The organism is Protofrankia symbiont of Coriaria ruscifolia, assembly GCF_900634745.1.
Lineage (GTDB): Bacteria > Actinomycetota > Actinomycetes > Frankiales > Frankiaceae > Protofrankia > Protofrankia californiensis.
Window position 1 is genome coordinate 1 of the sequence record NZ_CAAAFR010000073.1, and the last position, 25,847, is coordinate 25,847.

22 protein-coding genes are annotated in these 25,847 nt (G+C 67.9%); 17 read left to right on the forward strand and 5 right to left on the reverse strand.

All coding sequences use genetic code 11. The features are described 5' to 3' along the window. Positions 1 to 116: 116 nt before the first annotated feature. Positions 117 to 1,829 carry a protein kinase domain-containing protein gene (locus CV1CTNOD_RS27315; protein ID WP_207386320.1) on the reverse strand — a complete coding sequence of 571 codons (1,713 nt, stop codon included), beginning with the start codon at positions 1,827 to 1,829 and terminating at the stop codon, positions 117 to 119. A 341-nt stretch (positions 1,830 to 2,170) separates the two neighbouring features. After that, positions 2,171 to 5,920, reverse strand: coding sequence for a toll/interleukin-1 receptor domain-containing protein (locus tag CV1CTNOD_RS10355; protein ID WP_165485429.1), 3,750 nt, complete (start codon positions 5,918 to 5,920; stop codon positions 2,171 to 2,173). A 388-nt stretch (positions 5,921 to 6,308) separates the two neighbouring features. On the opposite strand from CV1CTNOD_RS10355, the gene CV1CTNOD_RS10360 reads away from it, so the two are divergent. The 9 genes from CV1CTNOD_RS10360 to CV1CTNOD_RS10395 all read left to right on the forward strand — a co-directional run bounded on the left by CV1CTNOD_RS10360 (position 6,309) and on the right by CV1CTNOD_RS10395 (position 15,500). After that, the gene (locus tag CV1CTNOD_RS10360) at positions 6,309 to 6,563 is read left to right on the forward strand and encodes a type II toxin-antitoxin system Phd/YefM family antitoxin (RefSeq protein ID WP_131785902.1); all 255 of its coding nucleotides are present in this window, start codon (positions 6,309 to 6,311) and stop codon (positions 6,561 to 6,563) included. A gap of 37 nt (positions 6,564 to 6,600) precedes the next feature. Next, on the forward strand, positions 6,601 to 7,380 hold the full coding sequence (locus tag CV1CTNOD_RS10365; RefSeq protein WP_131785903.1) for an NUDIX hydrolase: 780 nt from the start codon (positions 6,601 to 6,603) through the stop codon (positions 7,378 to 7,380). Positions 7,381 to 7,600: 220 nt separating this feature from the next. After that, entirely contained in the window at positions 7,601 to 8,251 is a 651-nt protein-coding gene (locus tag CV1CTNOD_RS10370) for an NUDIX domain-containing protein (protein WP_165485430.1), read from the forward strand. Between the two features lie 382 nt (positions 8,252 to 8,633). Next, positions 8,634 to 9,572: a 5'-methylthioadenosine/S-adenosylhomocysteine nucleosidase gene (locus CV1CTNOD_RS10375; RefSeq protein ID WP_131785905.1), complete on the forward strand. Its 939-nt coding sequence runs from the start codon at positions 8,634 to 8,636 to the stop codon at positions 9,570 to 9,572. Then, complete coding sequence (locus tag CV1CTNOD_RS26505; protein ID WP_131785906.1) at positions 9,569 to 11,668, forward strand: hypothetical protein; 2,100 nt, start codon at positions 9,569 to 9,571, stop codon at positions 11,666 to 11,668. The genes CV1CTNOD_RS10375 and CV1CTNOD_RS26505 overlap by 4 nt, the downstream gene beginning before the upstream one ends. Before the next feature lie 40 nt (positions 11,669 to 11,708). Beyond that, positions 11,709 to 12,317, forward strand: coding sequence for an SDR family NAD(P)-dependent oxidoreductase (locus CV1CTNOD_RS26510; RefSeq protein WP_242606570.1), 609 nt, complete (start codon positions 11,709 to 11,711; stop codon positions 12,315 to 12,317). Beyond that, positions 12,289 to 12,531, forward strand: a complete 243-nt coding sequence (locus tag CV1CTNOD_RS26515) for a hypothetical protein (RefSeq protein WP_242606571.1) — start codon at positions 12,289 to 12,291, stop codon at positions 12,529 to 12,531. The genes CV1CTNOD_RS26510 and CV1CTNOD_RS26515 overlap by 29 nt, the downstream gene beginning before the upstream one ends. 100 nt (positions 12,532 to 12,631) lie before the next feature. After that, positions 12,632 to 13,288 carry a TetR/AcrR family transcriptional regulator gene (locus CV1CTNOD_RS10390; RefSeq protein ID WP_131785907.1) on the forward strand — a complete coding sequence of 219 codons (657 nt, stop codon included), beginning with the start codon at positions 12,632 to 12,634 and terminating at the stop codon, positions 13,286 to 13,288. Between the two features lie 160 nt (positions 13,289 to 13,448). Continuing rightward, entirely contained in the window at positions 13,449 to 15,500 is a 2,052-nt protein-coding gene (locus tag CV1CTNOD_RS10395) for a HelD family protein (protein WP_242606572.1), read from the forward strand. 88 nt (positions 15,501 to 15,588) lie between these two features. On the opposite strand, the gene CV1CTNOD_RS10400 is transcribed toward CV1CTNOD_RS10395, so the two are convergent. Next, complete coding sequence (locus CV1CTNOD_RS10400; protein WP_131785908.1) at positions 15,589 to 16,536, reverse strand: D-2-hydroxyacid dehydrogenase family protein; 948 nt, start codon at positions 16,534 to 16,536, stop codon at positions 15,589 to 15,591. 521 nt (positions 16,537 to 17,057) lie between these two features. On the opposite strand from CV1CTNOD_RS10400, the gene CV1CTNOD_RS10405 reads away from it, so the two are divergent. The 3 genes from CV1CTNOD_RS10405 to CV1CTNOD_RS24625 all read left to right on the forward strand — a co-directional run bounded on the left by CV1CTNOD_RS10405 (position 17,058) and on the right by CV1CTNOD_RS24625 (position 21,137). Beyond that, positions 17,058 to 18,791, forward strand: coding sequence for an ABC transporter ATP-binding protein (locus CV1CTNOD_RS10405; RefSeq protein ID WP_131785909.1), 1,734 nt, complete (start codon positions 17,058 to 17,060; stop codon positions 18,789 to 18,791). 89 nt (positions 18,792 to 18,880) lie between these two features. Beyond that, positions 18,881 to 20,800 carry an ABC transporter ATP-binding protein gene (locus tag CV1CTNOD_RS10410; RefSeq protein ID WP_131785910.1) on the forward strand — a complete coding sequence of 640 codons (1,920 nt, stop codon included), beginning with the start codon at positions 18,881 to 18,883 and terminating at the stop codon, positions 20,798 to 20,800. A 172-nt stretch (positions 20,801 to 20,972) separates the two neighbouring features. Further along, a complete protein-coding gene (locus CV1CTNOD_RS24625) occupies positions 20,973 to 21,137 on the forward strand; it encodes a hypothetical protein (protein WP_165485428.1) in 165 nt (54 codons plus the stop codon). A gap of 134 nt (positions 21,138 to 21,271) precedes the next feature. On the opposite strand, the gene CV1CTNOD_RS24630 is transcribed toward CV1CTNOD_RS24625, so the two are convergent. Both CV1CTNOD_RS24630 and CV1CTNOD_RS10415 read right to left on the reverse strand, forming a co-directional pair. Next, the gene (locus tag CV1CTNOD_RS24630; protein WP_165485431.1) at positions 21,272 to 21,442 is read right to left on the reverse strand and encodes a hypothetical protein; all 171 of its coding nucleotides are present in this window, start codon (positions 21,440 to 21,442) and stop codon (positions 21,272 to 21,274) included. 25 nt (positions 21,443 to 21,467) lie between these two features. After that, positions 21,468 to 21,989 carry a topology modulation protein gene (locus CV1CTNOD_RS10415; RefSeq protein WP_131785917.1) on the reverse strand — a complete coding sequence of 174 codons (522 nt, stop codon included), beginning with the start codon at positions 21,987 to 21,989 and terminating at the stop codon, positions 21,468 to 21,470. A 544-nt stretch (positions 21,990 to 22,533) separates the two neighbouring features. Here CV1CTNOD_RS10415 and CV1CTNOD_RS10420 point away from each other — a divergent pair. The 5 genes from CV1CTNOD_RS10420 (at position 22,534) to CV1CTNOD_RS10445 (ending at position 25,787) form a co-directional block, all read left to right on the forward strand. Continuing rightward, positions 22,534 to 22,740, forward strand: coding sequence for a hypothetical protein (locus CV1CTNOD_RS10420; RefSeq protein ID WP_131785911.1), 207 nt, complete (start codon positions 22,534 to 22,536; stop codon positions 22,738 to 22,740). A 129-nt stretch (positions 22,741 to 22,869) separates the two neighbouring features. Beyond that, complete coding sequence (locus CV1CTNOD_RS10425) at positions 22,870 to 23,616, forward strand: phosphotransferase (protein ID WP_242606573.1); 747 nt, start codon at positions 22,870 to 22,872, stop codon at positions 23,614 to 23,616. 250 nt (positions 23,617 to 23,866) lie between these two features. Next, positions 23,867 to 24,610 carry a class I SAM-dependent DNA methyltransferase gene (locus CV1CTNOD_RS10435; protein WP_131785912.1) on the forward strand — a complete coding sequence of 248 codons (744 nt, stop codon included), beginning with the start codon at positions 23,867 to 23,869 and terminating at the stop codon, positions 24,608 to 24,610. Between the two features lie 321 nt (positions 24,611 to 24,931). Further along, complete coding sequence (locus tag CV1CTNOD_RS10440; RefSeq protein ID WP_131785913.1) at positions 24,932 to 25,321, forward strand: ArsR/SmtB family transcription factor; 390 nt, start codon at positions 24,932 to 24,934, stop codon at positions 25,319 to 25,321. Beyond that, positions 25,290 to 25,787: an SRPBCC family protein gene (locus CV1CTNOD_RS10445; protein WP_131785914.1), complete on the forward strand. Its 498-nt coding sequence runs from the start codon at positions 25,290 to 25,292 to the stop codon at positions 25,785 to 25,787. Before CV1CTNOD_RS10440 ends, CV1CTNOD_RS10445 begins: the two co-directional genes overlap by 32 nt. Positions 25,788 to 25,847: the final 60 nt, after the last annotated feature.

The window sequence follows — 25,847 nt, forward strand, 5'->3', positions numbered from 1 at the left end:
CTTCACCACCGCGACCTGAATAAACCAGCAGGGTCCATGAAGAGCGCAAAACAGTGGGCGCGGGTGATCGTTATCTGTAAGAACTGCCGGGCGGCCCGGATCGGTTCCTCGTTCGCTTATCTGGTTCTGACGACGACGGATTTCATGATCTTGTCGGCGAAGGTCTGCTTTTTCGCGTCCCAGAGCGGCCACAGGAAGCCGACATAGAACGGCAGGGCGTCCAGGACATGGCACAGGCGGCGAGCGATCGCCCGGCCGAAGCCGAGCGGCTGGCCGTCGAGTTCGCGGACCAGCCTGATATGCGCGATGCGTTTGCCCGGCGTCTGACCGGTGACGCCCTCGACGTAGCTCATGACGAGCGTGGCCACGAAGAAGAGGAGCAGACCGACCCCGTCGGCCGAGGAGGAAGGCAGAGCGGCGGCCGGGCCCGCGGAGACACCCCAGACGATCAGCAGGTCGATGAGGGTGCCCCCGACCCGGGCGCCCCAACCGGCGTAATACGACCGTACGGGGGCGCCGTACGGAGCTGGTGGCTGAGAGCCGTAGCCGTAGGGGTTCCCGTAACCAGGTGGCTGTGGATATCCGCCGTCGGGCTGTTGCCCCCGTGGCCCGCTGCCGCCCGGGCCACCCGGACCCGGGGCCACCGGCGGGTACGAGCCCGGCGGGGCCGCGTACGGGACCGGCGGCGCGGAGTACGGGGCAGGCGGGGCGGAGTACGGGGCAGGCGGGGTCCCGTACGCGGCCGGCGGAGGCGGCGGGACACGCTGCGCGCCGCCGCCGAGCGGAGGCGGATATCCCGGAAACGGCATCTCGGCTCCGCGGCCGGGAGGGCTGAGCGGGTCGGGAGGGCTGAGCGGGCCGGGCGGGAGGAAGGGCGGGGCGGGCGGCTGGCCGATGTTGGCGGTCGGCGCGACGCTCGGACGGCTCGGGAACGGCGGCCGCGCGGATGCCGGCTGCTGGACGGCGGCATGGAGGTCGTCGTCGAGGCGGAGCCCGATGCCGGCGCGGGCGGTCCAGCCCGGACCGTACACGGCGGCGGCGCGGGCCAGCTCCAGGGCGAAGGTGTGGGCGGACGGCTGACGGGCGGCCGGATCCTTGGCCAGAGCCCGCATGATGACGGCGGCCACCGGCGCGGGCACGCCGGCCGGCGGGGTGGGAACGGTGTAAAGGTGGTGCTGGGCGAGCAGGGTCGGCGGCAGGGCCGGATCGAACGGCAGCGCACCGGTGAGCAGCTCATAGAGCATCACTCCCAGGGCGTACAGGTCGGTGGCCGGGCCCAGCCGTCTGGCGAGGAGCTGTTCGGGGGCCATGTACCGGGGGGTGCCGATAACCGCGCTGGCGGTGGTCGCGGACCCTTCCACGAGTTTCGCGATGCCGAAGTCGGTGACTTTGAGCAGCCCGGCGGTGTCGAACAGGATGTTGTCGGGTTTGATGTCGCGGTGCAGCACACCCCGTTGGTGCGCGCAGCCCAGCGCCGCGGCCACCGCCAGCCCGACCGCGCAGGCGGTCTCGTGAGGCATGCCGGCCCGACGGCGGGTCAGGGTTCCGCCACCCAGCAGTTCCATGACGATCAGATGGAGGTCGCCGGCGGGGATGGAGTCGTAGACCCGCACCACATGTGGATGGTCGAGGGCGGCGAGCATGCGCGCCTCGGCACGGCTGCTCGCCGCAGCCTCGTCGGTGCCCGCGGCCAGGATTTTGATGGCCACCGGACGATCAAGCTCGCGGTGCCGGCCCTTCACCACCAGCCCGAAGGCTCCCCGGCCGAGGACCTCACCGAGTTCGTAGGCGGGCAGCGCCGCGGCCACCTGCGCCTCGTTGATAATCATGATGTGGGAGCTGTCATGTGTCGACCACGGCGTCCACCGTTGAGCATGCCGAATCCCCCAATATCCCCTGTACGACGCGTGATCCTAGCGCCGTCCGATGCGCCCGCCTGACTCGCCTGACTCAACCCGGCCAACCGCCGCCTACACCGCGACCGGAGCACCGCCGGCCCACGATCACCCGGTGCTCACAGGCCGGCTCGCCCCCACCGGCCGACTGCACGCCAGAGATCCGCTCATGTACGGACAGCGCCAGTACACCGCATGACGGAATGTTGATCTTGTAAAGTTGGCGGAACACAGCGGTGAACGCCGTCCTGATGACGGGCCTGCGGCCCGTTCCTTCATCGGGACAAACCGAAACGCGACAACTCGCCGTCGTTGAGTTCGCGGAGCCGATAGCGACCAGGTATCTCGGATTGTTCGGCCTGCGCGAGCAGACCGTCCGACGTCGTGGGCCACCGCCGGATACAGCCGGTCTCGTCCGCGGTGACCACGAGAGAGCCGTCCGGGGAGATGCTCGCCGCCGTGAGATGGCGCAGATGGGTAAACCTGCACAGTTCGATGCCGTTGACGGCATCCCACACCCGGGCGGTGCGATCCCAGCTTGCCGTGAGCAGCAGGCCGGATGCCGAGAACTCCGCGACGAAGACCCCTCGGTCATGCTTCATCTGCCTGACATGTTTGGTCCAGTCATTGATTTCACCTCCCTCGCCCACGGCGTCCACATACACGTCGCCGTCGTTGTCCGTCGACACGAGATGCGCGCCGTCCAGGCTGAAGGTGACCGCCCGCACCGAGTTACGGTGGGAGATTTTGCCACGCGGTGTCCCGTCCTTCAGTGACCAAATGCTGACGTAGTCGTCCCCTTCACCGGTGGCGATCAGGTCGCTGCCGGGGCTGAATGCGACCGAGGTGAGGGGACTGCCGAGCTCGATGGGGTCACCCAGGACACGTCCGGACACGACATTGCGGAGAAGGACCCTTTCCGGAGCTCCACGCACACTGGTGGCAAGAAAACGGCCGTCAGGGCTGAACGCGATCGGGTTGCTGTAGCTGTCACCGCCCGGTAGAAATCTGGGGCGGTCTCGGCCGTCCAGCCGGCGAAGCGCGACCTTCGAGTCGTGCGATGTCGCGACGAGGGTCTGGTTCGGACTGACAGCGATGGCTGCCACACCCGCGCCATAGTGCCATTCGGCGGTCCGGTGCATGGCTTCGAGATCCCACATGGCGACCACGCCGTCCGAGTCGCCGACCACGACCCGGTTGTCCCCACAGAACGCCACGGACTTGACGCGTGCCCTGTGGGAGATCCGCCGAGCGGCTCCGCCCAGGGTGAGGTCCCACTGTTGGGCGAGGTGGAACGCGTTGGCACTCCACAACGTCGTGTCGTCAACGCTGAAAGCCAGCGCGTGGACGTTTTCCTCGATCCGCGCTTGTTCCCGCCCGGATTCGACGTCCCAGAGCCGTGTCCAGCCGTCCCGTCCGACGGTCGCCACCGTTCTGCCGTCATGGCTGAACGCGATCAGATCGACGTTCTCCTCGCAGGGCAGCCGGCTGATCTCCTTGCCGGTCGCCGTCTCCCAGATCCGAGTCGTCGATGTCCTACCGATTGTCGTCGTCGCGGCGAAGCGCCCGTCCGGGCTGAGCGCCCTCGTTCGGACCGACTCCCGGTCGGGATGGACGATGGTGACGGCTCTCCCGCCGAGGAGGACATTCTGGAAGAAATATTCCTCGCCATCGCGGAGCAGAGCCACTGACAGGTCGGCGCTGACAGCGACGAAATCTCCCGGACGGCTGGTCTCCCGAATTATTCTGCCGGTCTCCATGTCTCTGAAGACGTACCTTTTTCTGTTGATGGTGAGCAGGGTTCTCCCGTCGAGACCAACGGGCTCGTCGTTTTCAGGCAGGGTGACCTGCCAGGAATCCCAGTCGTCGGTCCGGACGCAGAACAGCCCATTTCCTGTCTGTGTCACGACCATCGACCCGTCACGGCTTATTATTGGTGTACCGTCGCGGGGATAAATCTGGCGTGCACCATCAGCAGTGCGGCAGACGAACAGTTTTTCAGTGCTGGTCGCGGCCACGACCGAGCCGTCGGCGGCGAAGGATGTTTCCGTGAACATAATATCGTCGTCAACAGCCCACAGCCGCAGGAGAGGGGGAGTGCGGGCCAGTACCTGCCGCAGCGCCCGGTCACCCTCCGGGGTGGCGGCCGTGTGTAGCGATTCGATGCCCCCCAGGAGGGCAGCCTGCAGGGACAGGCTGCTGTTTACCGTCATGTCGGTGACGGCCGCCGCGAGGGCCCGCGCTCGGGATTCGGCCGCGCTGCGTCTGGCCCATTCGCGTTCGCGTTCCGCGCGAGCGTGTGTCCCCGCACTTTCATGGACGAACGTCGCCACATCCGGACTGATCTCGTGTTCTCGCTCGGCGACCCACGCCCTTGCCTTCGACAGCAGCGCGCCGGTCAGCGGCTCGCGGTCGTTCATCCGGCCGATGATCTGGTCGCGTAGGCGTATGTACTCGGCATTGCCTGTCAGCCAGGTATCAAGCGGTGACCAGGCGGACAGCAACGCCTCGTGCGCGATGTCGAACCATGTTTCAGTGGCCCTCTCCGCGGAGTCCGTGACCAGCAGGCGGGCGTCCACGAAGCACATCAGGGCCTGCTGGGGGCGTTCCTTGAAGACGTCGATAGGTACCCGTCGCCGGATACGCCGGCCGTTCTCGTCGATCGAGACAAGCTGTGCGACCGCTGTGAGCACCTCGTTCTCGGTCAGATGCGATTCCTTCACGGCCTGGTCCAGGGCATTCGTCGCCTGATCGGCGAGAATCTGTTGTACCCCGCCCATGGCCGTGTATGTCTCGAGTGAGATCTGGCTGCCTCGGTCGAGCCCTTCGGTCAGGCGTTCGAGAGTGAAGGCGAGCAGCGGCAAGGCGGCACCCGACCCCGTATCCGATACCAGCGCGTCGACGAGTTCGTGGGCGAAATACAGCTTGCCTCGCTGTGCGGGTTTTTCGATCACCTCGCGTAGGCCCTGTGGGTCGAGCAGGCCCACGGCGTACGTGTCAAAGCGGGTGCCCGCGAACCCCGGGGCAAGTATCAGCTTGTCCAGGAACTCCGAACGTATGGTCATCACAACGGTCAGTGAACTGGCGAGGAGGGCCTGCCGCACGGCGGCCAGGAAAGCCGTGTTCTGTTGCTGTGCCTCCCCGCGCAGCAGTTCCTCCGCCTGGTCCACCGTCAGCAGCACCCGCCCCTCCCCACCGGGACGGACAAGCAGCAGATCATCGACGATCCGCGACAGCCCGTCCTCGTCGGCGAGCCGTTCCTGTAGGTCCAAAGGGGTCAGCCGAAGAGCGCTCATGGGCAGGTCGTAGTTGACGGCATATGCGCTGATCTTCTGGGACAGCGCCCGAATGGGATCATCCCGTGGCACCAGCGGGGGAAGGACCACAAATTCCGGCGACGACCGATCCAACTCGGGCAGTACTCCGGCATTCACAAGCGACGACTTGCCACAGCCGGACGGACCGACGACAACCACCACCTCGGGCTCGCCCCGGCGCGGTGGTCGACGCAACAGCCCGGTGAGGTTACGGACGTCCGGGTCCCGCCCGAAGAAATAGTCGGCGTTGTCTGAGGTGAACGACCGCAGGCCCGGAAAGGGGCGGATGCCGGTCGTAGCGGGAACGGGCGGTTCGAGTCGCCGAAGGATGCGATCCGCCGCTTCGGCGAAGTCGACATTCTGCTCACGCTTCAGGTAATCATGGCGCTCCCCTTGTTCCAGTATGATCGGCAGTAAGATTCTGCCGTGCACGCGGGCCAGTGCGATCTCGATGGGGCACCACTGCGATGCGCGAAAATGCCCGCTCAGCAGGAAGACGACCGCGTCGCACTGCCGCAGCTTCTCGTGGATCCAGTCGAACCAGTCATCGCCCGCCGGTACGCCGAACCGGGAGTGATGGGCGAGGAACGGCTTATGCCCGGCGTCGGCAAGCCACCCACTGACCTCACGCGCCTTCTCATAATCCTCACTGGCGTGACTGATGAAGACCCGCACCTTCGACGTTCCCCCGTCCGGTTGTACCCGCACACCGCCTGTCCCTCGGTGGCGAGCCGCCACCCAAGCGGTCCGAAGCCGTACATTACCGGCTCTGCTTGGCAGCGCTGTCCACAGCAGCGACAGGAGCCATGACGCTTCTCGGCCGAGCCGTATCGTCGCTCTCGTGAAGGCGATGTCTGTTCTGCCGTCCCTGACCGGACGAATCAGGGGCACAGAGCCTTGAGAAAGGGCTGTGAGCCGGTTTCTGTTGGCGGTGCCTTCGGCCTGCCACATGTTTGATCATCCTGTCGGATGGGTGGCGTGCGGTTCGAGGTACACCGTTTTTGTGTGCGTCCAGTAAAATCGTTGTTGCTCTTCCTGGACCTCGCGCCGGTTGCGGTATGTTGGATTTCATGATCGCTGTGTCGTTCGTCGAGGCGTGCGACCGCTGTCGGAGCTCGTCGACGAGGTGGAGCGGACCCGCGGGCGGGTGGAGATCACCTGTCACGGGCACGCGGTGGCGGTCCTGATCTCTGCTGATGACCTGGCGGTGCTGGAGGAGACGCTGGATGTGCTGGCGAGCCGGGAGACGATGCGGCAGCTCACGGAGTCCCGGGACGCCCGCGAGGCCGGTGACGTGCTCGATGCCGAGGAGCTCGCCGCGCTGACGGCGGAACGGGCGCGCCGCGCCTAACGGCCCGCACGCGGGAACCGGGCGGCACGAGGCGGACATGGGACGGCCGAACCGTCCCGCGAGCTGGGGTGACGGAAGCACGAGCCGGGGGACGGGAGTCAGTACTCTCGCTGGTGTGAGCCGCGCCCGGCAGGAGGTCACTCTCACCGCGGACCTCGTCATCCTGACCATTCGGGACGGCCGGTTGTGCGTGTTGCTGGTCGAGCGCGGGAACGAGCCGTTCGTGGGGAAGCTCGCGCTGCCGGGTGGCTTCCTGCGCGGGGACGAAAGCCTCGACCAGACCGCGGCCAGGGAGCTGGCGGAGGAGACAGGCGTCGACTCCAGCTCCCTGCACCTGCAGCAGGTCGGCGTCTACTCCGCGCCCGACCGTGATCCGCGCACCCCGCGGGTGATCACGTGTGCCTACCTGGCCATCGCGCCCAACCTCCCGCTACCGACCGCGGGTTCGGACGCGCGGGCGGCGGCCTGGCTGGCCGTCTCGGACGCGCGGCGGGTGGGGCTGGCCTTCGACCACGACGACATTCTGCGTGACGCGGTGGAGCTGGCCAGGGACGAGCTGCAGTTCCGGACGATCGCCACTGCCTTCTGCCATGAGGAGTTCACCATCGGTGAGCTGCGCGAGGTGTACGAGGTGGTCTGGGGGGCCGAGCTGGATAAGCCGAACTTCCACCGCAAGGTCACCGACGCCGCCGGGTTCATCGAGCCGACCGGGCGCAAGCGGCCCACGCCCAACGGACGTCCCGCCGCCCTCTACCGGGCCGGTCCCGCGACCGTGCTGCTGCCCCCGATGATGCGGGCGCGCTCCGCCGCCTCCTGAACGGGCGTGCGCCCGGTTCGTGAGGCCGGGGCCAAGTGGTCCGGGTACGGGGTTCTCCCGGGTGCCCTTCCGGGCGGGCTACCCCCGCGCCGGGAGCGGGGCGGGCAATGGCCGCTCCAGGCGTCTACGACATTTTGTCGAAGTGACAATTTGCGCTGTGCCAACGGAAATCCGGCGTCAGCCCATTGATGTCAAAATGACAATAACCTACGCTGGCCGCATGACGGACAACAGCGGCCCATGGCCCACCGGGGGCGCGTTCACGGTGGATGTCGTGCTGTTCACGAAGCGGGACGGCGTGCTGTCGGTACTGGCGGTGGAGCGCGCGAAGGAGCCGTTCCGCGCGGCCCTCGCCCTGCCCGGCGGATTCGTCGAGCCGGGGGAGCGCGCGCCGGAGGCGGCGGTGCGAGAGCTCGGCGAGGAGACGGGGGTGATGATCGACAGGGATCACCTGCGGCGCCTGGCCTGTTACGGGGCACCTGGACGTGATCCGCGCGGCCGGGTGGTCAGCGTGGCCTATCACGGGTACCTGCCCGGCGCGCCCGTCCCGCGGGGAGGCAGTGACGCTCGCGCGGCCCGCTGGGTCGACGTGCTCGAGTTCCTTTCCCCCGGTGTGCGGGTCGCGTTCGACCATCGCGACATCGTGGTGGACGCGGTGGTCAGGAGGTTCGGCTGGCGCCCCGTGGCCCCAGGGCCGAACGGCCTGCCCCCGGCCGCCGCCGACGGGGATGACGTCACCGGTGGGGCGTCCCCGGTACCCCGCTCCACCCGCGTTCCGGGCCCCGCCGATAATAGTATGAAACCTCCGGTGCCGCTGGCCCCGACATGGAACCTGAACGCTCCGAGCTGTCCATCCCACACGATTCCGTAAACATCTACACGATTCTGTGAACCGGGTGCGGGACCCGGTTCCTCATCCGGCCCGCGGACGGCAACGTCATAGCTGTCATCGCCGTCCCTGACGGTGTCGCCATGCGGATTTCCCATCTCGAGCGTCGGAGTGGGAGGTCGTATTTCTTGCTTTAAAGCAACGAAAGATGTCCGACTGGCCCGATTTGACGAGATACCCGGGACCGAGCTACGGTCGCGTCATCGCGGCACCACCTCATTAATGCCTTTCGGGTGCCCGGCGGTAACGATGCGTGCCGCCGCCAGTGGATCGATCCCGGCTGTACTGCGGAACTCGCCAGCAGCCTGTCATCGCGAGCACGACGCCCGTGAAAAGCGTCGTGACCGACCGTTCGGAGTAGCTGATGATTGTCATCCTGACGGCGTTGCCGGTCGAGCACCATGCGGTGTTGGAGTGTCTGACCGACGCCACAGTTCACAAGAACGACGTGGGCACCCTCTTCGAGGTGGGCAGCCTCGCGTCCTTCCCGAAGTGCCAGGTCGCGCTGGGTACGACCGGGCCCGGGGCCCTGGACGCGGCTGCCCTGGCCACACGCGCCCAGGCGGAGTTCTCACCGGCGGCGATGCTGTTCGTCGGTATCGCGGGCGGGCTGCGCGACTGGTTGGCAATCGGTGATGTCGTCGTGGCGACAAAGATTCACGCCTATCACGGTGGCCGTAGCGAGGACGACGAGTTTCTGGCGCGGCCGCGTTCCTGGCAGCTCCCGCACGCGGTGGAGCAGATCGCCAGAAGGCTGCCCCGTGGCGAAGCCTGGCGTGCTCTACTGCCGGAGCTGGGCCCGGGGGACGGGCCGAGCGTTCACTTCGAGGCCGTGGCGGCGGGCGACGTCCTGCTGAACTCGAAGGTCTCGCCGACGGCACAGCGGCTGCGGCGCAACTACAACGACGCCGTGGCCATCGAGATGGAAAGCTCGGGTTTCGCGCTGGCCGGGCATCTCAGCGGTGGTGTTGCGACGGCGACCATACGCGCCATCAGCGACCATGCGGACGGGACCAAGGGCGTCACCGACAGCAAGGGCAGTCAGGACATCGCGGCGCGCAACGCGGCGGCGTTCGCCGTACTCCTCGCCGCCGCGGTCGACGACGGCAAGAACAAGGACGGCAAGGGCGACGGGACCCCTGCCGGGACGCCGCCGAACACGCAACCACCGCTGCCTGTGTCGATCCAGAACACCAACACCGCGCAGAGCGGTGCCCGGGTCGATCAGCAGATCGGTGTGAACTTCGAAGCCTTCCACGCGGCGTGGACGGTAGGGGCGGGGGAGAGGGGAGAAAAGAAGTGAACGACGAATGGTCCGACCCGTTCACGGGAGATCCCGGCGTGGAGAACCACAACACGGCCGCGGACAACGCGCAGGTGGGCCAGCAGATCGGCGTGAACTACGGAAGCCCCATCACTCATTACGAGTCCACCTATCACATCAACCAGGACGATCCGCCCGAGCGCAGGCACGAGGTCGCTTTCAACCACCTCACGGGTGGCACGCCGCGGTTGGCGGAACCGCTGTTCGGTGATCTCCTGTGGCATGGCGATGCTTCTACTGAGCGCGGCTATTACTACGTCCTCTCCGTACTCAGTGAGCGATCTCCGCATGAGATTCATGGTGAGCTGGTCGCCGGCATCGTCCATGCCCGTAAGGTCTGCCGGCAGCTGCCCCGGGACGGCTGGTGGGAGGCGCTGGACGTGGTCTGGCGGCTGCTGCGCCGCATGCTGATCGGCTCCGATGGTCAGGCGAAAGAAGAACATGCGAAAGGGGAACACGCGGACGGGGAACATCTGGAAGACGTCCTTGAGGTGCTCGACCGGCTCCCGGCGGAACGGCAGGATGAGATCTTCCGCCACTTGGACCTGATTTTCAGCGGTGTGGCGCGGGAGCGGATCGAGTCCACGTACGTGCACCGTGTCGTGGCCGAGCGCATGCGGGGCGAGCGTGTCGACCGGGCCTGGCTGTTCTTCGAAGCCGAACCGGCGGAGCCCAGGAAGGACAGGCCAGCGGCCGCGAAGGCGCAACGGTCTGACTGGAAGCGGGCCGTCGTCGGCGGGCTCTTCGTGCTGTTGGGTGTGCTGGACCTGTTGGGCGGCCCCTGGGGGGCCGCCACGGCGCTCGCGGTGCCGGTGCTGGCTGTGAGCGGATATCTGCTGGTGCGTTACGGCGTCGCGCGTGAAGCGCTGCTGCTCCACATCGCGGTCAGGGACCGTGCGGTGCTCCCCCCGGCCCACCCCGTGGAAGCCCGGTCGCCGGGGCACTGGGTGCCGACCGCCTTCGTCCGGGAGGTACACGAGCTCGTCGACAGGCGGTTCAGCGAGGCGCGGCCGCACCGCGCGGGCGACTGGCACGGCTACGCGGCAGGCCCCCGCGCACACCTGAAAGAACGGCTGGTCGACCTTTACGGAAATGCCCAGGTGGAGCCGGCCGCCCTGAACTGGCTGATCCGCTGGCACGCCAGTCGGGTGGCCAGCGGATGGGCGTCCAGGGAGATCTTCCAGTACCGGTCGGCAGTGACCGAGGCCGAGCATGCCAGGAGACGGTTCTCCCTCGGCGTCGTGACCGCGGCGGCCGGTCTGATGATCCTGCTGTCCGCCGGCCAGGTCATCCCGGCGGTCGTCATCGGCGCGGGCGGGTTCGCCGCCACCAAAGGGCTACTGCGTATCGCCTCCCTGCGGAAGGTGGGGAAAATCCTCGAGGCCGAGGCCGAAGAACTCCACGAAACGGAGATGCACGGTTACCACGAGTGGACGAAGCATCTTGAGAGCGACCGGCCCACCGACACGGAAATGGCCCGTTGGCTGGCGCTGGACAAGATCTACCTGAAGACCGCTGCCATCAGCAGGGCCCGCCTGACCAGCCATGATCTCGTAGCGCATGTCGTGATGAACGAGGGGGCGAAGGGCGCGACACGGGCTCGCGTCCCGCAGGGGCCGCCCCGCTACTCGGCCTACCTGGTGCACATCTTCCTGCTCACGCGTAGCGGTGTGCGCGAGATAAAGACCGAGCTGAACTTCCTGAACGGTGCGGTCGGGAACGAGCGGTGGAACCTGTTCCGCTACGGCGCCCTGGCATCGGCCAGCGTGACCGAGCGGGGTTCCCGCACCGTCAGGGGCAGCGGTTCAACGATGAAGGAGGTGAAGCGGCTGCGTAGCCGCACCTTCCGCCTGACGCTGGTCAACGGTCAGGACATCACCCAGGTCACCGAGACCATCGGCGACGTCGAGGACGCAGCCCTCGATGCCGAGTCGGATCTGGCCGGTCTCCAGACCTCGGGTATCGACAGCGCGCTTCCCATCCTGGAAGCGGTGGCGGCGGACGGGCCGGACTGGATCACCCGGGAGTGGGAACGACGCGAACGTTGGTCGCACGACTGGGACTGGTACGAATAGGTCGCGTCCGGCGGTGCAGGGTACGGAGGGTTTCCGGGTTTTGGATGGCTGGGTTTCGGCGTGTGGGCCGGACGGCATAGGCAGGGCGCGCGCCGAGAGGTGCCTCGGCCGTGGGTATGTCGTCGTTGTCGTCGGCCGTGACGCGACGAAGGGGAAGGAGTTCCTCGACATTGCGGGCGGCATCGGCATCGGCGCCGGCGCCCGGGCGCACTTCGTGCGGGCGGATCTGAGTCTGGTCGGTGAGAACGCGAAACTCCTTGAGTGGATCACCGCCACCTTTCCGGTGGTGGACGTGCTCGTCCTGTGTGCCCGCTACCACCGCTCGGTCCGGTCGGAGACGCCGGAGGGTTTCGAGAGCACCTTCGCGTTGTTCTACCTGAGTCGCTTCCTGCTCAGTCACGGGCTGGTCGAACAGCTGGAGCGCACCGGTAGTCCGGTCATCCTGAACGTCGCCGGACCAGGAGGGACGAGCGACGTCCAGTGGGACGATCTTCAACTTGAGCGGGGTTACTTCGGGACCGGGGCGTTGGGGCATGGTGGCAGGCTCAACGATCTGCTCGGCGTCAGCTTCACCGACACATACAAAGAGCGTCGGATATGTTCTGTTTCATCCAGGTATCGTGTCGACCAGTTTTTCCGGGGAGTATGATGCGGCGGCAGCGGCGCAGGTGGCGGGTCTGAAGGTATTCGGTAAGTCGGTGCAGGAGAGCATCGCGCAGATTATTCCCTGTATCGATTCGCCGCCTGTCGATCGTCTGAGTGCGTTTGTGGAGGGTAGGCGGATCGCGGTGGACAACAGGTTCTTCGACAGTCAGGACGCTGCGCGTCTCCATAAGATTACCGAGGGGTTGCTCGCGGGCTGACCCGGAAGACGGTCCGCACGTCCCCGCGCTACTGATCACGGTTCGCACTGTCGGCGGTATTCGATGAAGATCATATTGATGGCGGGAGTAGCATCCCGATATGCTACCTTGGCTCGCTGTGGTGGGAGAGCCGTTGAGTCTTCGGGAGCGGAAGAAGCAGCGCACCCACGATGCCCTGTCCGCGGCGGCTATCTCGTTGTTTCTTGAGCGCGGGTTCGACAACGTCTCCGTCGCCGAGGTGGCAGCGGCTGCCGAGGTGTCGAAGCCGACGTTGTTCACGTACTTCCCCAGCAAAGAGGACCTGGTCCTCCACCGCATCGTCGACCATCATGGAGAAGCCGCTCGCGTCGTCCGGGAACGGCCTTCCGGCGAGACGCCCCTGGCTGCGTTGGAGAGGTATTTCATCGCCGGGCTCGAGCGTGGCGACCCGGTGACCGGGCTCAATGACGACCGTGAGGTGCTTGCCTACCACGGTATGGTCTTCTCCACGCCGAGCCTGGCTGGTCGGCTGGCACAGTACGCCGCGCGGGATGAGGAAATGCTTGCGGCGGCACTTGCCGAGTCGGCGCCGAATGCCGGCGAACTCGCTGCGGCGCTGGCGGCCGGTCAGATCGTCGCCGTCCGGCGCGTCCTGGCCCGGGAGAACTGGCGACAGCTGACAGCGAAGCGGTCCGTCGCGCAGGTGTTTCCAGACGCGGTCACAGCCGCGCGGCAGGCATTTCAGTCGTTGCGTGAGGGTCTCGCCGACTACGCGTGAGCCGCGTCGTTTCGGGTTTCAGACGGGGTGCGGATCCGCCCCTTTTCCGTGCTGTCGCCGACTGTGGCCACGTCGCTGGCTGTGGCCACTTGGTCGGATGCGCCGAGACGATAGTATGATCCGGTAAAAATATTTACCGAGTAAAGTAAAGAGAGGCTCCGTGAGCGCTGGAAGCGACGACGAGCTGCGCGAGGAGCGGGAGCATCTGCGCCGCAGCCAGCTCGCCCTGCAGGGCATGCACCAGCAGGCGCGGGAGATGGAGATCGCCGGAGGCGACCCGGTGGTGGACAAAGTGACGATCGCGTACCTGAAGGCCGCCAGGGAACGCATGCTGGCCACCTTCACCGACCAGGACGAGGCGGCGCCGCTGTTCTTCGGGCGGCTCGACTACACGAAGGATGCGCCAACCGTCCCGGACCAGCGGATCTACCTCGGGCGGCGGCTCGTCCGGGAGGCGGCGGGTGACGACCCGCTGGTGGTCGACTGGCGGGCCGAGGTCGCCCGGCCGTTCTACCGGGCACACCCGGGCGACCCGATGGGCCTCACCGCCCGGCGGCGGTTCGGTTTCGACCGCGGGGAACTGACCGCCTTCGAGGACGAACCGCTCACCGCCGCCACGTCCACGGTGTCCGGCAAGCTCCTGGAGCAGGAGATCAAACGGCCTCGATCCGGGCCGATGCGTGACATCGTCGCCACGATCCAACCGGAACAGGACGACATAGTCCGGGCTGATATCGCGACCAGCATCTGCGTCCAGGGCGCCCCGGGAACCGGGAAGACCGCTGTCGGCCTGCATCGCGCCGCTTATCTGCTGTATACCCACCGTGAGTGGCTGCAGCGCGCGGGAGTACTCGTCGTCGGCCCGAACCGCGCGTTCCTCGGTTATATCGCCACGGTGCTTCCGGCCCTCGGCGAGTTCACGGTGACTCAGCGCAGCGTCACCGACTTCCTCGACACCGTCACGGTAGGCCGGACCGACTCGGCCGAGGTCGCCGTACTCAAAGGCGACGCCCGCATGGCGACCGTCATCCGGCGCGCGTTGGACGGCGCGGTCCGCGCGCCGAGTGCGCCGGTCAGGATCGTCACGAGGACGGGCCGCTGGACGGTCGGCACGGACGAGACAGCGGAGATTCTGGCCGCGGTGCGGTCAGCTCCCTTCCGCTACGGAGTCGGGCGGGCCATGTTCGCACGACGGATCGCCTCCGCCGTGCGCCGCCAGGCGGAGGCCACCGGAGGGGATGTCACCGACAGGGCACTGGAGACGCTGGCCCGCAGCCGGCCCGTCCGGGACGCGCTCGAGACGATCTGGCCGAAGATCGACGGACCCACGCTCGTCCATCGCCTGTTCACCGACGCGGCCTTCCTGGCCGCCACCGCCGACGGGGTGCTCACCGTCGACGAGCAGCGGCTGCTGCTCGCGCCCGGGGGGTCGGCTCGTGGCGTCCGGACCGCCCGCTGGTCGCTGGCTGACACGTACTGCGTCGACGAGGCGCAGGACCTGATCGAGAAGGTGCCCGGTTACGGCCATGTGATCGTTGACGAGGCCCAGGACCTGTCCGCCATGCAGTGCCGGGCGCTCGCCCGAAGGTGCGAGGACGGCTCGCTGACCGTCCTCGGTGATCTTGCTCAGGGCACGTCGGCGTGGGCCGCGAACTCCTGGTCGACGATCCTGTCCCAGCTGGGTAAACCGTCCGCCCACCTCGAGGTGCTGACCCGCAGTCACCGCGTGCCGGCGGAGATCCTGGCGTTCGCGAACCGACTGCTCCCACGCATCGCCCCGGACCTGCCGGCCGCGCGTTCGGTCAGAAGTGTCCCGGGGGCGTTGACGCTGGCCCGGACCGATCCTGCTCTGCTCGTCGCGGAGGTGACCGAGCAGGCCCGGCGGGCGCTGAAGAGTGAGGGTTCGATGGCCGTGGTGGCAGCCGACCGGTTCGTGCCCACGCTGACCGCGGCGCTGCGCGACGTCGACCTTCCGATCGTCGAACTGCGTGACGACACCGCTGTCGGCCGCGCGTTGCTGGTCCCCGCGTCACTGGCGAAGGGCCTGGAGTTCGACCACGTCGTCCTCGTGGACCCGGCCGCGATCGTGGCGGGGGAAGGGGAGCCGACCCGCGGGCTGCGCAGGCTGTACGTGGCCTTCACCCGCGCGGTCACCTCTCTCACCGTCGTGCACGCCGGTGATCTGCCCGCGGCGCTCGGAGCGCAGCCATGAGCCCTCCCGCCGTCCGGCCCCCGTACCGGAGTTCGCCGGTGTTTCGGTTCCCGCCCGAAGCTTTCCGCCCCGGACCTGCCGGATCGGGCTACAGGACCCGGACCGGGGTGCCCTCGTGCCAGGCGAGGATGTCTTCGATGATCTGTTTGTAGAACGTCCGGTAGCCGTCGGTGGTGACGTAGCCGATGTGGGGGAGCAGCAGGGTGTTGCGCAGCGTGCGCAGGGGATGGTCGATCGGCAGGGGTTCGACGTCGTAGACGTCCAGGCCGGCTCCGGCGATGTGCTGCTCGCGCAGGACCTCCAGGAGCGCGCTCTCGTCGACGATCGGGCCGCGGGAGGTGTTGACCAGGTAGGCCGACGGTTTCATGAGGGCGAGGTCGGCGGCGCCGATCAGGCCCCGGGTCGTCTCCGACAACGGCATGTGGATGGTGATCACGTCGGAGTCGGTGAACAGTTCCCGTTTGCTGACGGCGCGGACGTCGTGCGGGGCGGCGCGTTCCGCGGTCAGGTGCGGCGACCATGCGATGACCGACATGCCGAACGCCTGCGCCAGCCTGGCGACCGGTGTGCCGAGGCGGCCGAGACCGACGACACCGAGGGTGTGGCCGGACAGGCCGGGACCGATGGTGTGCTGCCAGCCGCCGGCGCGTATGGCGGCGTCCTCCTGGGCGAAGTGCCGGGTGAGCGCGATGATCATTCCGATGGTGAGTTCGGGCATCGCGTTACCCGATCCGGTGGTGCCGCAGACGGTGACGCCCTGTCGTCTGGCCGCGTCGAGGTCGATCGCCGCGTTGGCCATTCCGGTGGTGACCAGCAGCCGGAGCGCGGGCAGCGTCTTTATCAGACTGGCCGGGAACCGCGTTCGTTCGCGCATCGCGACGACTATCTCGCTGCCGCGCAGGCGCCGGGTCAGCGTGTCGTGGTCGGGGATGTGCTCGCTGATCACGTCTATCGAGTAGCGGCTGCGCACTGCCGACCAGTCGGCGCTGGTGAGCGCCACCTGCTGGTAGTCGTCCAGGATCGTCACGGTCGGCATGAGGGTCAGCCCACCGAGCAGGCGTGCCGGCCGTCGGCCGGCCGGAATTCCGTGACCTTCGCCAGGCAGCCGCGGCATGCCGCGGCGGTCGCTCCGGAGAGGGTTTCGCTCATGGCTGCTCCTGGGCACGGGCGGACGAGAAATTCTCACGTTATGGGCCGCGGGACATGCTGCGCCCTGTCAAATCTACTGATCAGACCCGGCAGCCACCGCGGCGACCTGGGTCTTCAGGCGCGTCGGGCTGTGGCGGGGAAAACGCCTTGACCTGAAGTCGGGTTCAGCTCGTAGTGTCCCTATGCGTCGGCGGGATGGTGACCGTTCGTTGTTCGTGCGGCCATCGGCCCACCGGCTGGTCCGGCCGGTCCCGGAACGGGACGGGACGGGCGGCAGAGCTGGTACTGCCGTCCGGTCGCACGGGGTGGCACCGCGGCACGCCCCTGACCGGTACGGCGGTATGACAGCGTTGCCACCGTCCGGACTATCGTTCCGCTTCGCCTCGTCCCGCCGCAGAGAGAGACTGCATGCTGATCCGACTCCTGCGGGCCAACCTCGGCCCCTATGTCCGGCCGATCGCGATCCTGATCGGCCTGCAGCTGCTGGCGACGATCGCCATGCTGTACCTGCCGACCCTGAACGCCGACATCATCGACCACGGGGTGATCGTCGGCGACACCGGCTACATCCTGCGCACTGGCGGGATCATGCTCGGGGTCGCCGTCGTGCAGATCCTCTGCTCCGGTGCCGCGGTGTACTTCGGCGCCCAGACCGCGATGGCGTTCGGCCGGGACGTCCGGGCGGCCGTGTTCGACCGGGTGCAGTCGTTCTCCGCCCGTGAGATCGGCCGGTTCGGCGCGCCATCCCTGATCACCCGGGCCACGAACGACGTCCAGCAGGTTCAGATGCTGGTACTTATGATCTTCATGCTGATGGTCTCCGCTCCCATCATGTGCCTGGGTGGCATCGCGCTGGCCGTGCGTCAGGACGCCGGGCTGTCCACCCTGCTCGTCGTGATCGTGCCGGTTCTCGGAGTGATCATCAGCTTGATCGTGCGCCGGATGCGGCCGCTGGGCCGGGCGATGCAGGAACGCCTCGACACCGTCAACCGGATCCTGCGCGAGCAGATCAGCGGGTTGCGAGTGATCCGCGCATTCGTCCGGGACGACCACGAGCAGCGCCGGTTCGGGGTGGCCAACGCCGAGCTGACCGACGTCTCGCTGCGGTTCGGCCGGCTGATGGCGTTGATGTTCCCGCTGGTGCTCACGGTGGTGAACGTCGCCAGTGTGGCCGTGCTGTGGTTCGGCGCGCACCGTATCGACGCCGGCCACATGCAGATCGGCGCGCTCACCGCGTTCCTCAGCTACCTCATGCAGATCCTGATGTCCGTGATGATGGCGACCTTCATGTTCATGATGATTCCTCGGGCCGAGGTGTGCGCGGAACGCATCCAGGAGGTGTTGGAGACCGAGTCCACCCTGCTGCCGCCGGCGAGCCCGGTGCGTTCCCTCGACCGGCACGGCGAGTTGGAGCTGCGCGACGTCGGGTTCCACTACCCGGGAGCGGAGGCGGCGGTGCTGCGCGGGATCGGTCTGCGGGCCCGGCCCGGCCAGACCACCGCGATCATCGGCAGTACCGGTAGCGGCAAGACGACGCTGATCGGCCTGATCCCACGGCTGGCCGACGCCAGCGAGGGTGCCGTCCTCGTCGACGGCGTCGACGTCCGGGAACTCGACCCTGCGCTGCTCGCCGCCACCGTCGGGCTGGTGCCACAGAAGCCCTACCTGTTCTCCGGCACCATCGCGACCAACCTGCGCTACGGCAATCCGGACGCCACCGACGAGCAGCTGTGGCAGGCACTGGAGATCGCGCAGGCGAGGGAGTTCGTCGAGGCTATGCCCGACGGCCTGAACACCGTGATCGCCCAGGGTGGGACGAACGTCTCCGGTGGCCAGCGGCAGCGTCTCGCGATCGCCCGGGTGCTGGTCCACCGTCCGGAGATCTACCTGTTCGACGACTCGTTCTCGGCCCTCGACTACGCCACCGACGCGCGCCTGCGTGCCGCGCTCGCCCGGGAGACCGCGAGTGCGACCGTTGTGATCGTCGCCCAGCGGGTCGCCACCATCCGTGATGCCGACCAGATCATCGTGCTGGACGGCGGCGAGATCGTCGGTACCGGTACCCATCATCAGCTGATGGCGGGCAACGCCACCTACCGGGAGATCGTTCTCTCCCAGCTCACCGAGGAGGAGGCCGCGTGACCAGCCCAGCACCAGCGCCAGCACCAGCGCCAGCACCAGCACCAGCAGCAGCACCAGCAGCGGCGGCGCCGCGCCGGGGCCCGGCGCCGATGGGCGGTCCGGGCCGCTTCTTCATGAGCCAGGGCGCGGCGGAGAAGTCGATGGACTTCTCCGGGTCGAGCCGCCGGCTGCTCGGCCTGCTGCGTCCGCAGTACCACCTGTTCATCGCGGTGATCGTGCTGGCGACGGCGAGCGTCGGGCTCACCGTGCTCGGCCCGCGGCTGCTCGGGCATGCCACCGACCTGGTGTTCGCCGGGATCTTCAGCCGGCGGCTACCGGCCGGCACGTCGAAGGCCGAGGCCGTCGCCGAACTACGCGCCACCGGCCACGGCACCCAGGCCGACCTGCTCGCCTCACTCGACATCACCCCCGGCCAGGGGATGGACTTCGGCGCCATCGGCTCCGTGCTGTTGTGGGTGCTCGTCGTCTACGCGCTGGCCGGGCTGTGCGGCGTCGCGCAGGCCAGGCTCGCGAACCTGGGGCTGCAGCGGGTGATCGGCACGCTGCGCGAGGACGTGCAGGCCAAGATCTCCCGGTTGCCGCTGCGCTACTTCGACCGCCAGTCGCGGGGTGAGGTGCTCAGCCGGGTCACCAACGACATAGACAACCTCGGGCAGAGCCTGCAGCAGAGCCTGTCGCAGATCATCGCGTCAGTGCTGACCATCGTCGGCGTGCTGTCGATGATGATCTGGATCTCCTGGGTACTCGCGTTGATCGCGTTGGTCACGGTGCCGGTGTCGATCCTGATCGCGACGCGGATCGGGAAGCTGGCACAGCCGCAGTTCGTCACCCAGTGGAAGGTCACCGGTCGTCTCAACGCGCACGTCGAGGAGATGTACACAGGGCACGCGCTGGTCCAGGCGTTCGGCCGCCAGGAGGAGTCCGCACAGATCTTCCGTGACTTCAACGAGCGGCTCTACGCCGCCAGCTGGCGCGCCCAGTTCATCTCCGGGCTCATGCAGCCGGCGATGATGTTCATCGGGAACCTCAACTACGTGCTGGTGGCGGTCGTCGGCGGGCTGCGGGTCGCCTCCGGCTCGCTGTCGATCGGCGACGTGCAGGCGTTCGTCCAGTATTCCCGGCAGTTCAGCCAGCCGCTCTCCCAGGTCGCCAGCATGGCGAATCTGGTGCAGTCCGGGGTTGCCTCGGCGGAGCGGGTGTTCGACCTGCTCGACACCGCCGAGCAGGAACCCGACCCGGTCACCCCGGCGCACCCGGACCGGCTGCGCGGCCGGGTCGCCTTCGAACACGTCGCGTTCCGTTATGAGCCGGACAAGCCGCTGATCGAGGACCTGTCGCTGACCGCGGAACCCGGTCACACCGTCGCGATCGTCGGCCCCACCGGTGCCGGAAAGACCACCCTGATCAACCTGTTGATGCGGTTCTACGAGGTCACCGGCGGCCGGATCACCCTGGACGGGGTCGACATCGCCGCGATGTCGCGGGAGGAGCTGCGGGCGAGCATCGGCATGGTGCTGCAGGACACCTGGCTGTTCGGCGGCACCATCGCGGAGAACATCGCCTACGGCGCCGAGGGCGCCACCCGGGAGCAGATCGTCGCGGCGGCCACCGCCGCGCACGTCGACCGGTTCGTGCGCACCCTGCCGGCCGGCTACGACACGGTGCTCGACGACGAGGGCGCCGGCGTCAGCGGCGGGGAACGGCAGCTGATCACCATTGCCCGGGCGTTCCTCGCCGAACCCCTGATCCTCGTCCTGGACGAGGCGACCAGCTCGGTGGACACCCGCACCGAGGTACTGATCCAACGGGCCATGTCGACCCTGCGGGTGGGGCGTACCGCGTTCGTGATCGCGCACCGGCTGTCGACGATCCGGGACGCGGACACGATCCTGGTGATGGAGAACGGCGCGATCGTCGAACAGGGCGACCACACCAGCTTGCTCGCCGCCGCCGGCGCCTATGCCCGCCTGTACCAGGCCCAGTTCGCCCAGGCCGTCGCCGAGGTCTGAGGCTGAGGTCCCGGACCACCGAGGTTTGAGGAGCTGGCGGTGGTTCCGGCGGACAACGACAGGACACGACTCGGGTCTCGGCAGGTGGTCGGTCGCGTCTCGGCGGGTGAGCCGCCGGCCGTAAAGTCGCCGGTGACGGCCCTTGCCCCGAGGCCGTGGAGGGTGGTGACCGGTGCGGCGGTTCAACACGGCGGGTCCCTGTCTGTCGGAGTACCACTACATGGTTCCGGCGTTGTCGCGGCTGCCGGAGGCACCCGGGCTCGTCGAGCAGTTGGGCTATTTCGTGGTGCACGCGCCCCGGCAGACGGGGAAGCCGACCCCCTCGCCAAAGGGCTGACCCAGCTCGACGGCTACCTCGACCGGCTCGACCTCGACCACGGTGTGCTCGTGCTGTTCGACCGCCGACCCGACGTCGCCCCATCACCGAACGCACCGGGTTCGACAAGGCCATCAGCCCCGCCGGCCGCACCATCACCCTCCTGCGCGCCTGACCTTCCGGTCCGCGGGCCGCTCGGTCGCCGCCGCAACGTCGCTCCCGGCGACCTTTGCACGGCGCAGGCCGCCGTTGCGGCGGACGAGGCCGCTGGCGGCCCGGTACAGAGCCCGCACCCTGGTCGGATCAAGGAAGAGCCGGGCCGTCATGACCCGCCTCCCCACCCAGCCCCGGTCAGGGTGCCGGTGGCTCGTCAGTGCGTATCCGCGCGAGGAAGTGGGTCGACTGCCGCCGACTGGTCAGCGTGATCAGCCGTGTGTGGGGGGAGTGCTCGGCGAGGAGCTGGCGGACGCGGGGACGCATGGTGCGCCGGTACCCGGCGATGTAGCGGATGAAGGTCCAGGTGATCCGGTCGTAGACGCCCACGTTCGCGTGCTGTCCGCCGCGGTAGCGCCAGCGACGTTGGGCGATGCCCCACAGGCAGGTCGCGGCGGGTAGGTCCAGAAAGATGACGGTGTCGGCGGCACGCAGCCGGATCGGCAGCGTGGAGGCGTAGTTGCCCTCGATGATCCACCGTTCGCCGGCGACCAGCTTCTCCTGCTTGGCCGCGAACTCGTCCTGCGGCAGCGGGTTCCAGTCGGTGTCGTAGCAGATGGTGTCCAGGTGGGTCAGCGGCGCGTCGAGGACCTCGGCGAGTTGCCGGGCAACCGTCGACTTGCCGCTGCCGCCGCAGCCGATGATGGCGATCCTGTCCATGGGCCCCGAGGGTAGGGCGTGGCTCAGCCGCGCCATAGGGGCGTCGTGTCTCATCGGCCTGCTCCGGCGTGGGCGCAGAGCATTCTGTCGATGGTGTCGAGTCGGGTCGACAGCCAGAACATCTCGAGTGTCCGCAGGCACCGTTCGATCAACTCGGCGTGCTCGGTGGTCCCGGCGATGGCTGAGAGCCAGCCGATTGTGGACAGAACGTCGTCGGCGTCGGCAACCTGCAGGCAGCGGGGGCGAAGGGGTCGACACCGCTGATCGTGATCGGGGCGAGAGGGAGGCAGCCGGCAGGGACGGCTTCGAAGATCCTCTGGGTCATCTGGCCGGCCGTGCGGTAGCGCTCGGGCAGCAGGAGCACGGTGGCGAGCGCTCCGCGGTACAGGTCCGTGACACGCTCGAAGGGGAACGCCTCCCACGACGTTCACGTACAGTCACCACGGCCGTCACGTGCGTCCATCGGGCGGAGACGGGTGAGTGCCGGCGTATTCTCGCCAGCCAAGGGCTCGCCCCCGACGGTCCGCAGGAGTCCCACTGCCGGTTGACCTGCCCCAACCTCGCCTACACCGACCGCAGCATCGACCAACTCCGCGCACGGCTTATCGTCCTGGACGCCACCGTCGGCGACTCGCTGATTCCGCAGCCGCTTCGCGATCGCGCCCAAACCCAGGCCGAGACCGTGAAAGCCATCATTGACCGGCAGATCTCGTCGTCCCGCCACGGGACAGAGCAGGCAGGACACCAATGACCCGCCAACCTCGGGACTTGGCGGCTGAGAAGTCCGCGATCGAGGTTGCGACTGAGGGCGCCACCGAACTCCGATACGCCGCTCGCCTCGCCCCACGCAACCGAGAAGCAGATCGGGCAGGATGCGGCCGTGACGGAAACGCCCATGCCCGGCGGCTTCGTGAATGCCATCGTCCGGATCGGCGACACCGTGCGCCGGCCGCTCTCCGGCCGTGCCGAGTTTGTCCATCGACTGCTCGGTTTCCTCGAGCAGCACGGCTGGGAGGGCTCGCCACGGCTCCTCGGCATGGACGAGCAAGGCCGGGAGATCCTCAGCTTCCTGAGCGGACATGTCGCCTGGGAGGCCGAGCAACCCGCTGCCGTGACATCCGATGAGAGTCTCGTCCGAGCCGCCGAACTGGTCCGCGACCTTCACGACCTCACCGCCGGGACGCAGCTCTCCGGCAACCACGACGTGGTCTGCCACAACGACCTGGCGCCGAAGAACACGGTCTACCGCGACCTGGGCCGCGGGCTGCGCCCCACGGCCTTCATCGACTGGGACCTCGCCGCACCTGGCGAGCGGATCCACGATGTCGCCCACCTGTGCTGGCAATTCCTCGATCTCGGCCCATCGGTGACCGACCTGGGCGAGACGTGCCGCAAGATTAGGCTGATCTGCGACGCCTACGGGCTGCGGCAGCGCACGCGTCTGATCGAAACGATCCTGTGGTGGCAGGAGCGCTGTTGGCGCGGCATCCTGGCAGGTGCACTCGCGGGCGAGCCTGCAGCCCTCCGGCTGCGCGGCGTCGGGGCTGTGGACGAGGTGCGCGCTGCCCAGCGTTGGATCGCCGATCATCGCAACGAGCTGGAGGCCCGAATTCGGCGCTCCTGCTGACCCCTTTGCATCGGGCGGCGACGCACATCGTGCAACCTCCGCGACCGCATCAACGAGGCGAAGACCAACGGCTGGCTCGGCGAGGTCCAGGGACTCCAGACCAGTCTCGATGCCGCCGTCAGCAAACTCGCGGCGGTCGACCGCAACCTCCGAAGCCGGGCGACTCGCACAGCCCACCTCGGACTCCCAACACTGCGAAAGGACTGAAATCCGCGAGCACTTCTGCGGTCTTTCGCGCTACGGTCCGCGGATGGCGGATGCGGACGACTACTTCGGGGAGCCGGTCGCGGCGACGTATGACGAGTCGTTGGCGGACATGTTCGAGCCGAGCGCCGTGAACTCGGCGGTCGATGTGCTGGCCGAACTGGCAGGCGGCGGCCGGGCCTTGGAGCTCGGCATCGGGACAGGACGCCTGGCGTTGCCGCTGGCACGCCGGGGAATCCCGGTCCACGGCATCGACCTGTCTCCCGCGATGGTCGCCCGGCTGCATGTCAAACCGGGCAGCGAGGCCATCGGCGTGACAGTCGGCGACTTCGCGACGACGAGAGTGGACGGGCGATTTTCCGTCGCCTACCTGGTCTTCAACGCGATCATGAACGTGACGACGCAGGCGGCCCAGGTGGCCTGCTTTCGCAACGCCGCGGCACACCTCGAACCGGGCGGTTGCTTCGTCGTCGAGGTGATGGTCCCCGAACTGCGCAAGCTCCCGGCCGGGCAGAACATCGTGCCGTTCCAGGTCGGCCCGCCGCGGTGGGGATTCGACGTCTACGACGACCTCACCACCCAGACGATGAGCTCGCACTACATCAAGATCGTCGACGGTCGAAGCGAGCACCGATCGATCCCGTTCCGGTACGTCTGGCCGGCGGAACTCGACCTGATGGCCCAGCTCGCCGGGCTCCGGCTACGCGACCGGTGGGACGGCTGGACCCGGGAGCCCTTCACCAGCGAGAGCCGTCGACACGTCTCAGTCTGGAAAAAGCCCGCCGGCTGACTTTGCCTCTCAACCATGCCCGAAGCCTGTTTGCGGAAGGTGGACGGGCGGGAGCTCCCGAAGTCGTGAACACAGACGTCTTGGCGGACACCTGAGACCTACCACTCGGCAGATCTCAGGCGGGGGACCGCCACCTCAACTTCCACGACGTCCGGGACGACCTCCGGTTCTGCCGCGGCCGCTGGACTGCCGGTTCACCCTGCTGGTCGCCCCGGCCACAGGCATCTGGCTGCCGTGATCACGGGTAAGTAGTCGTGCGGCCGGGGACAGTTGCGGTGCCGTCCTTGCGCGGCCCGACGGCACCCGCTAACGTACAACTCGATGGTTGTACGTCAGGAGTCCGCCGACCGTGCCGATCGTCTCTTCCACGCCCTGGCTGATGCGACACGGCGCGAGATCGTGGCCCTCACCCTGACCGGTGAGCACTCGGTCTCGGACCTCGCCCGGCGGTTCCCGATGAGTTTCGCGGCCGTCCAGAAGCACGTGGCGGTGCTGGAACGCGCCGGGCTGGTCGCCAAGCAACGACAGGGCCGGGAGCAGCGGGTACGGGGCAACGCGGACGCCCTGCGCGAGGCCCATCGGCTGCTGGACCAGCTGGCGGCCGTATGGCGAGGGCGCATAGACCGGATCGGCGTGATCCTCGCCGATCCCGACCCAGGAGACAGCAAGGAGCACGCGCATGACCGTGATCGACGTCCAGAAGAACCCTGAAGCCCTCACGCTGACGCTCACCGCGCGGTTCGATGCACCGCCAGCGCGGGTGTGGCAGGTCTGGCAGGACCCCCGCCAGCTCGAGCGGTGGTGGGGCCCACCGACCTACCCCGCGACCGTCGTCGACCATGACCTGACTCCCGGCGGTGCGGTCACGTACTTCATGACCGGGCCGGAAGGCGACAAGCACTACGGCTGGTGGCGCATCCTGTCCGTCGACGCCCCGCACCGGCTGGAGTTCGAGGACGGCTTCGCCGACGACTCCGGCCGCCCCAGCCCCGACATGCCCGTCACGACCGCCCGCGTGCAGCTCACCGCAGACGGCGAGACGGGCACCGTTATGACGATCGAGAGCACCTTCCCCACGCCTGAGACGATGGAGCAGCTGGTGTCCATGGGCATGATCGACGGCATGTCCGCGGCCCTGAGCCAGATCGACGCGTTGCTGGCCGGCCCCGCCGCTTGACGGGGGTCGCCACGGCGGCCTCGTACACGACCATCGGTTCCGGTCGGATGGGCGGGTGGG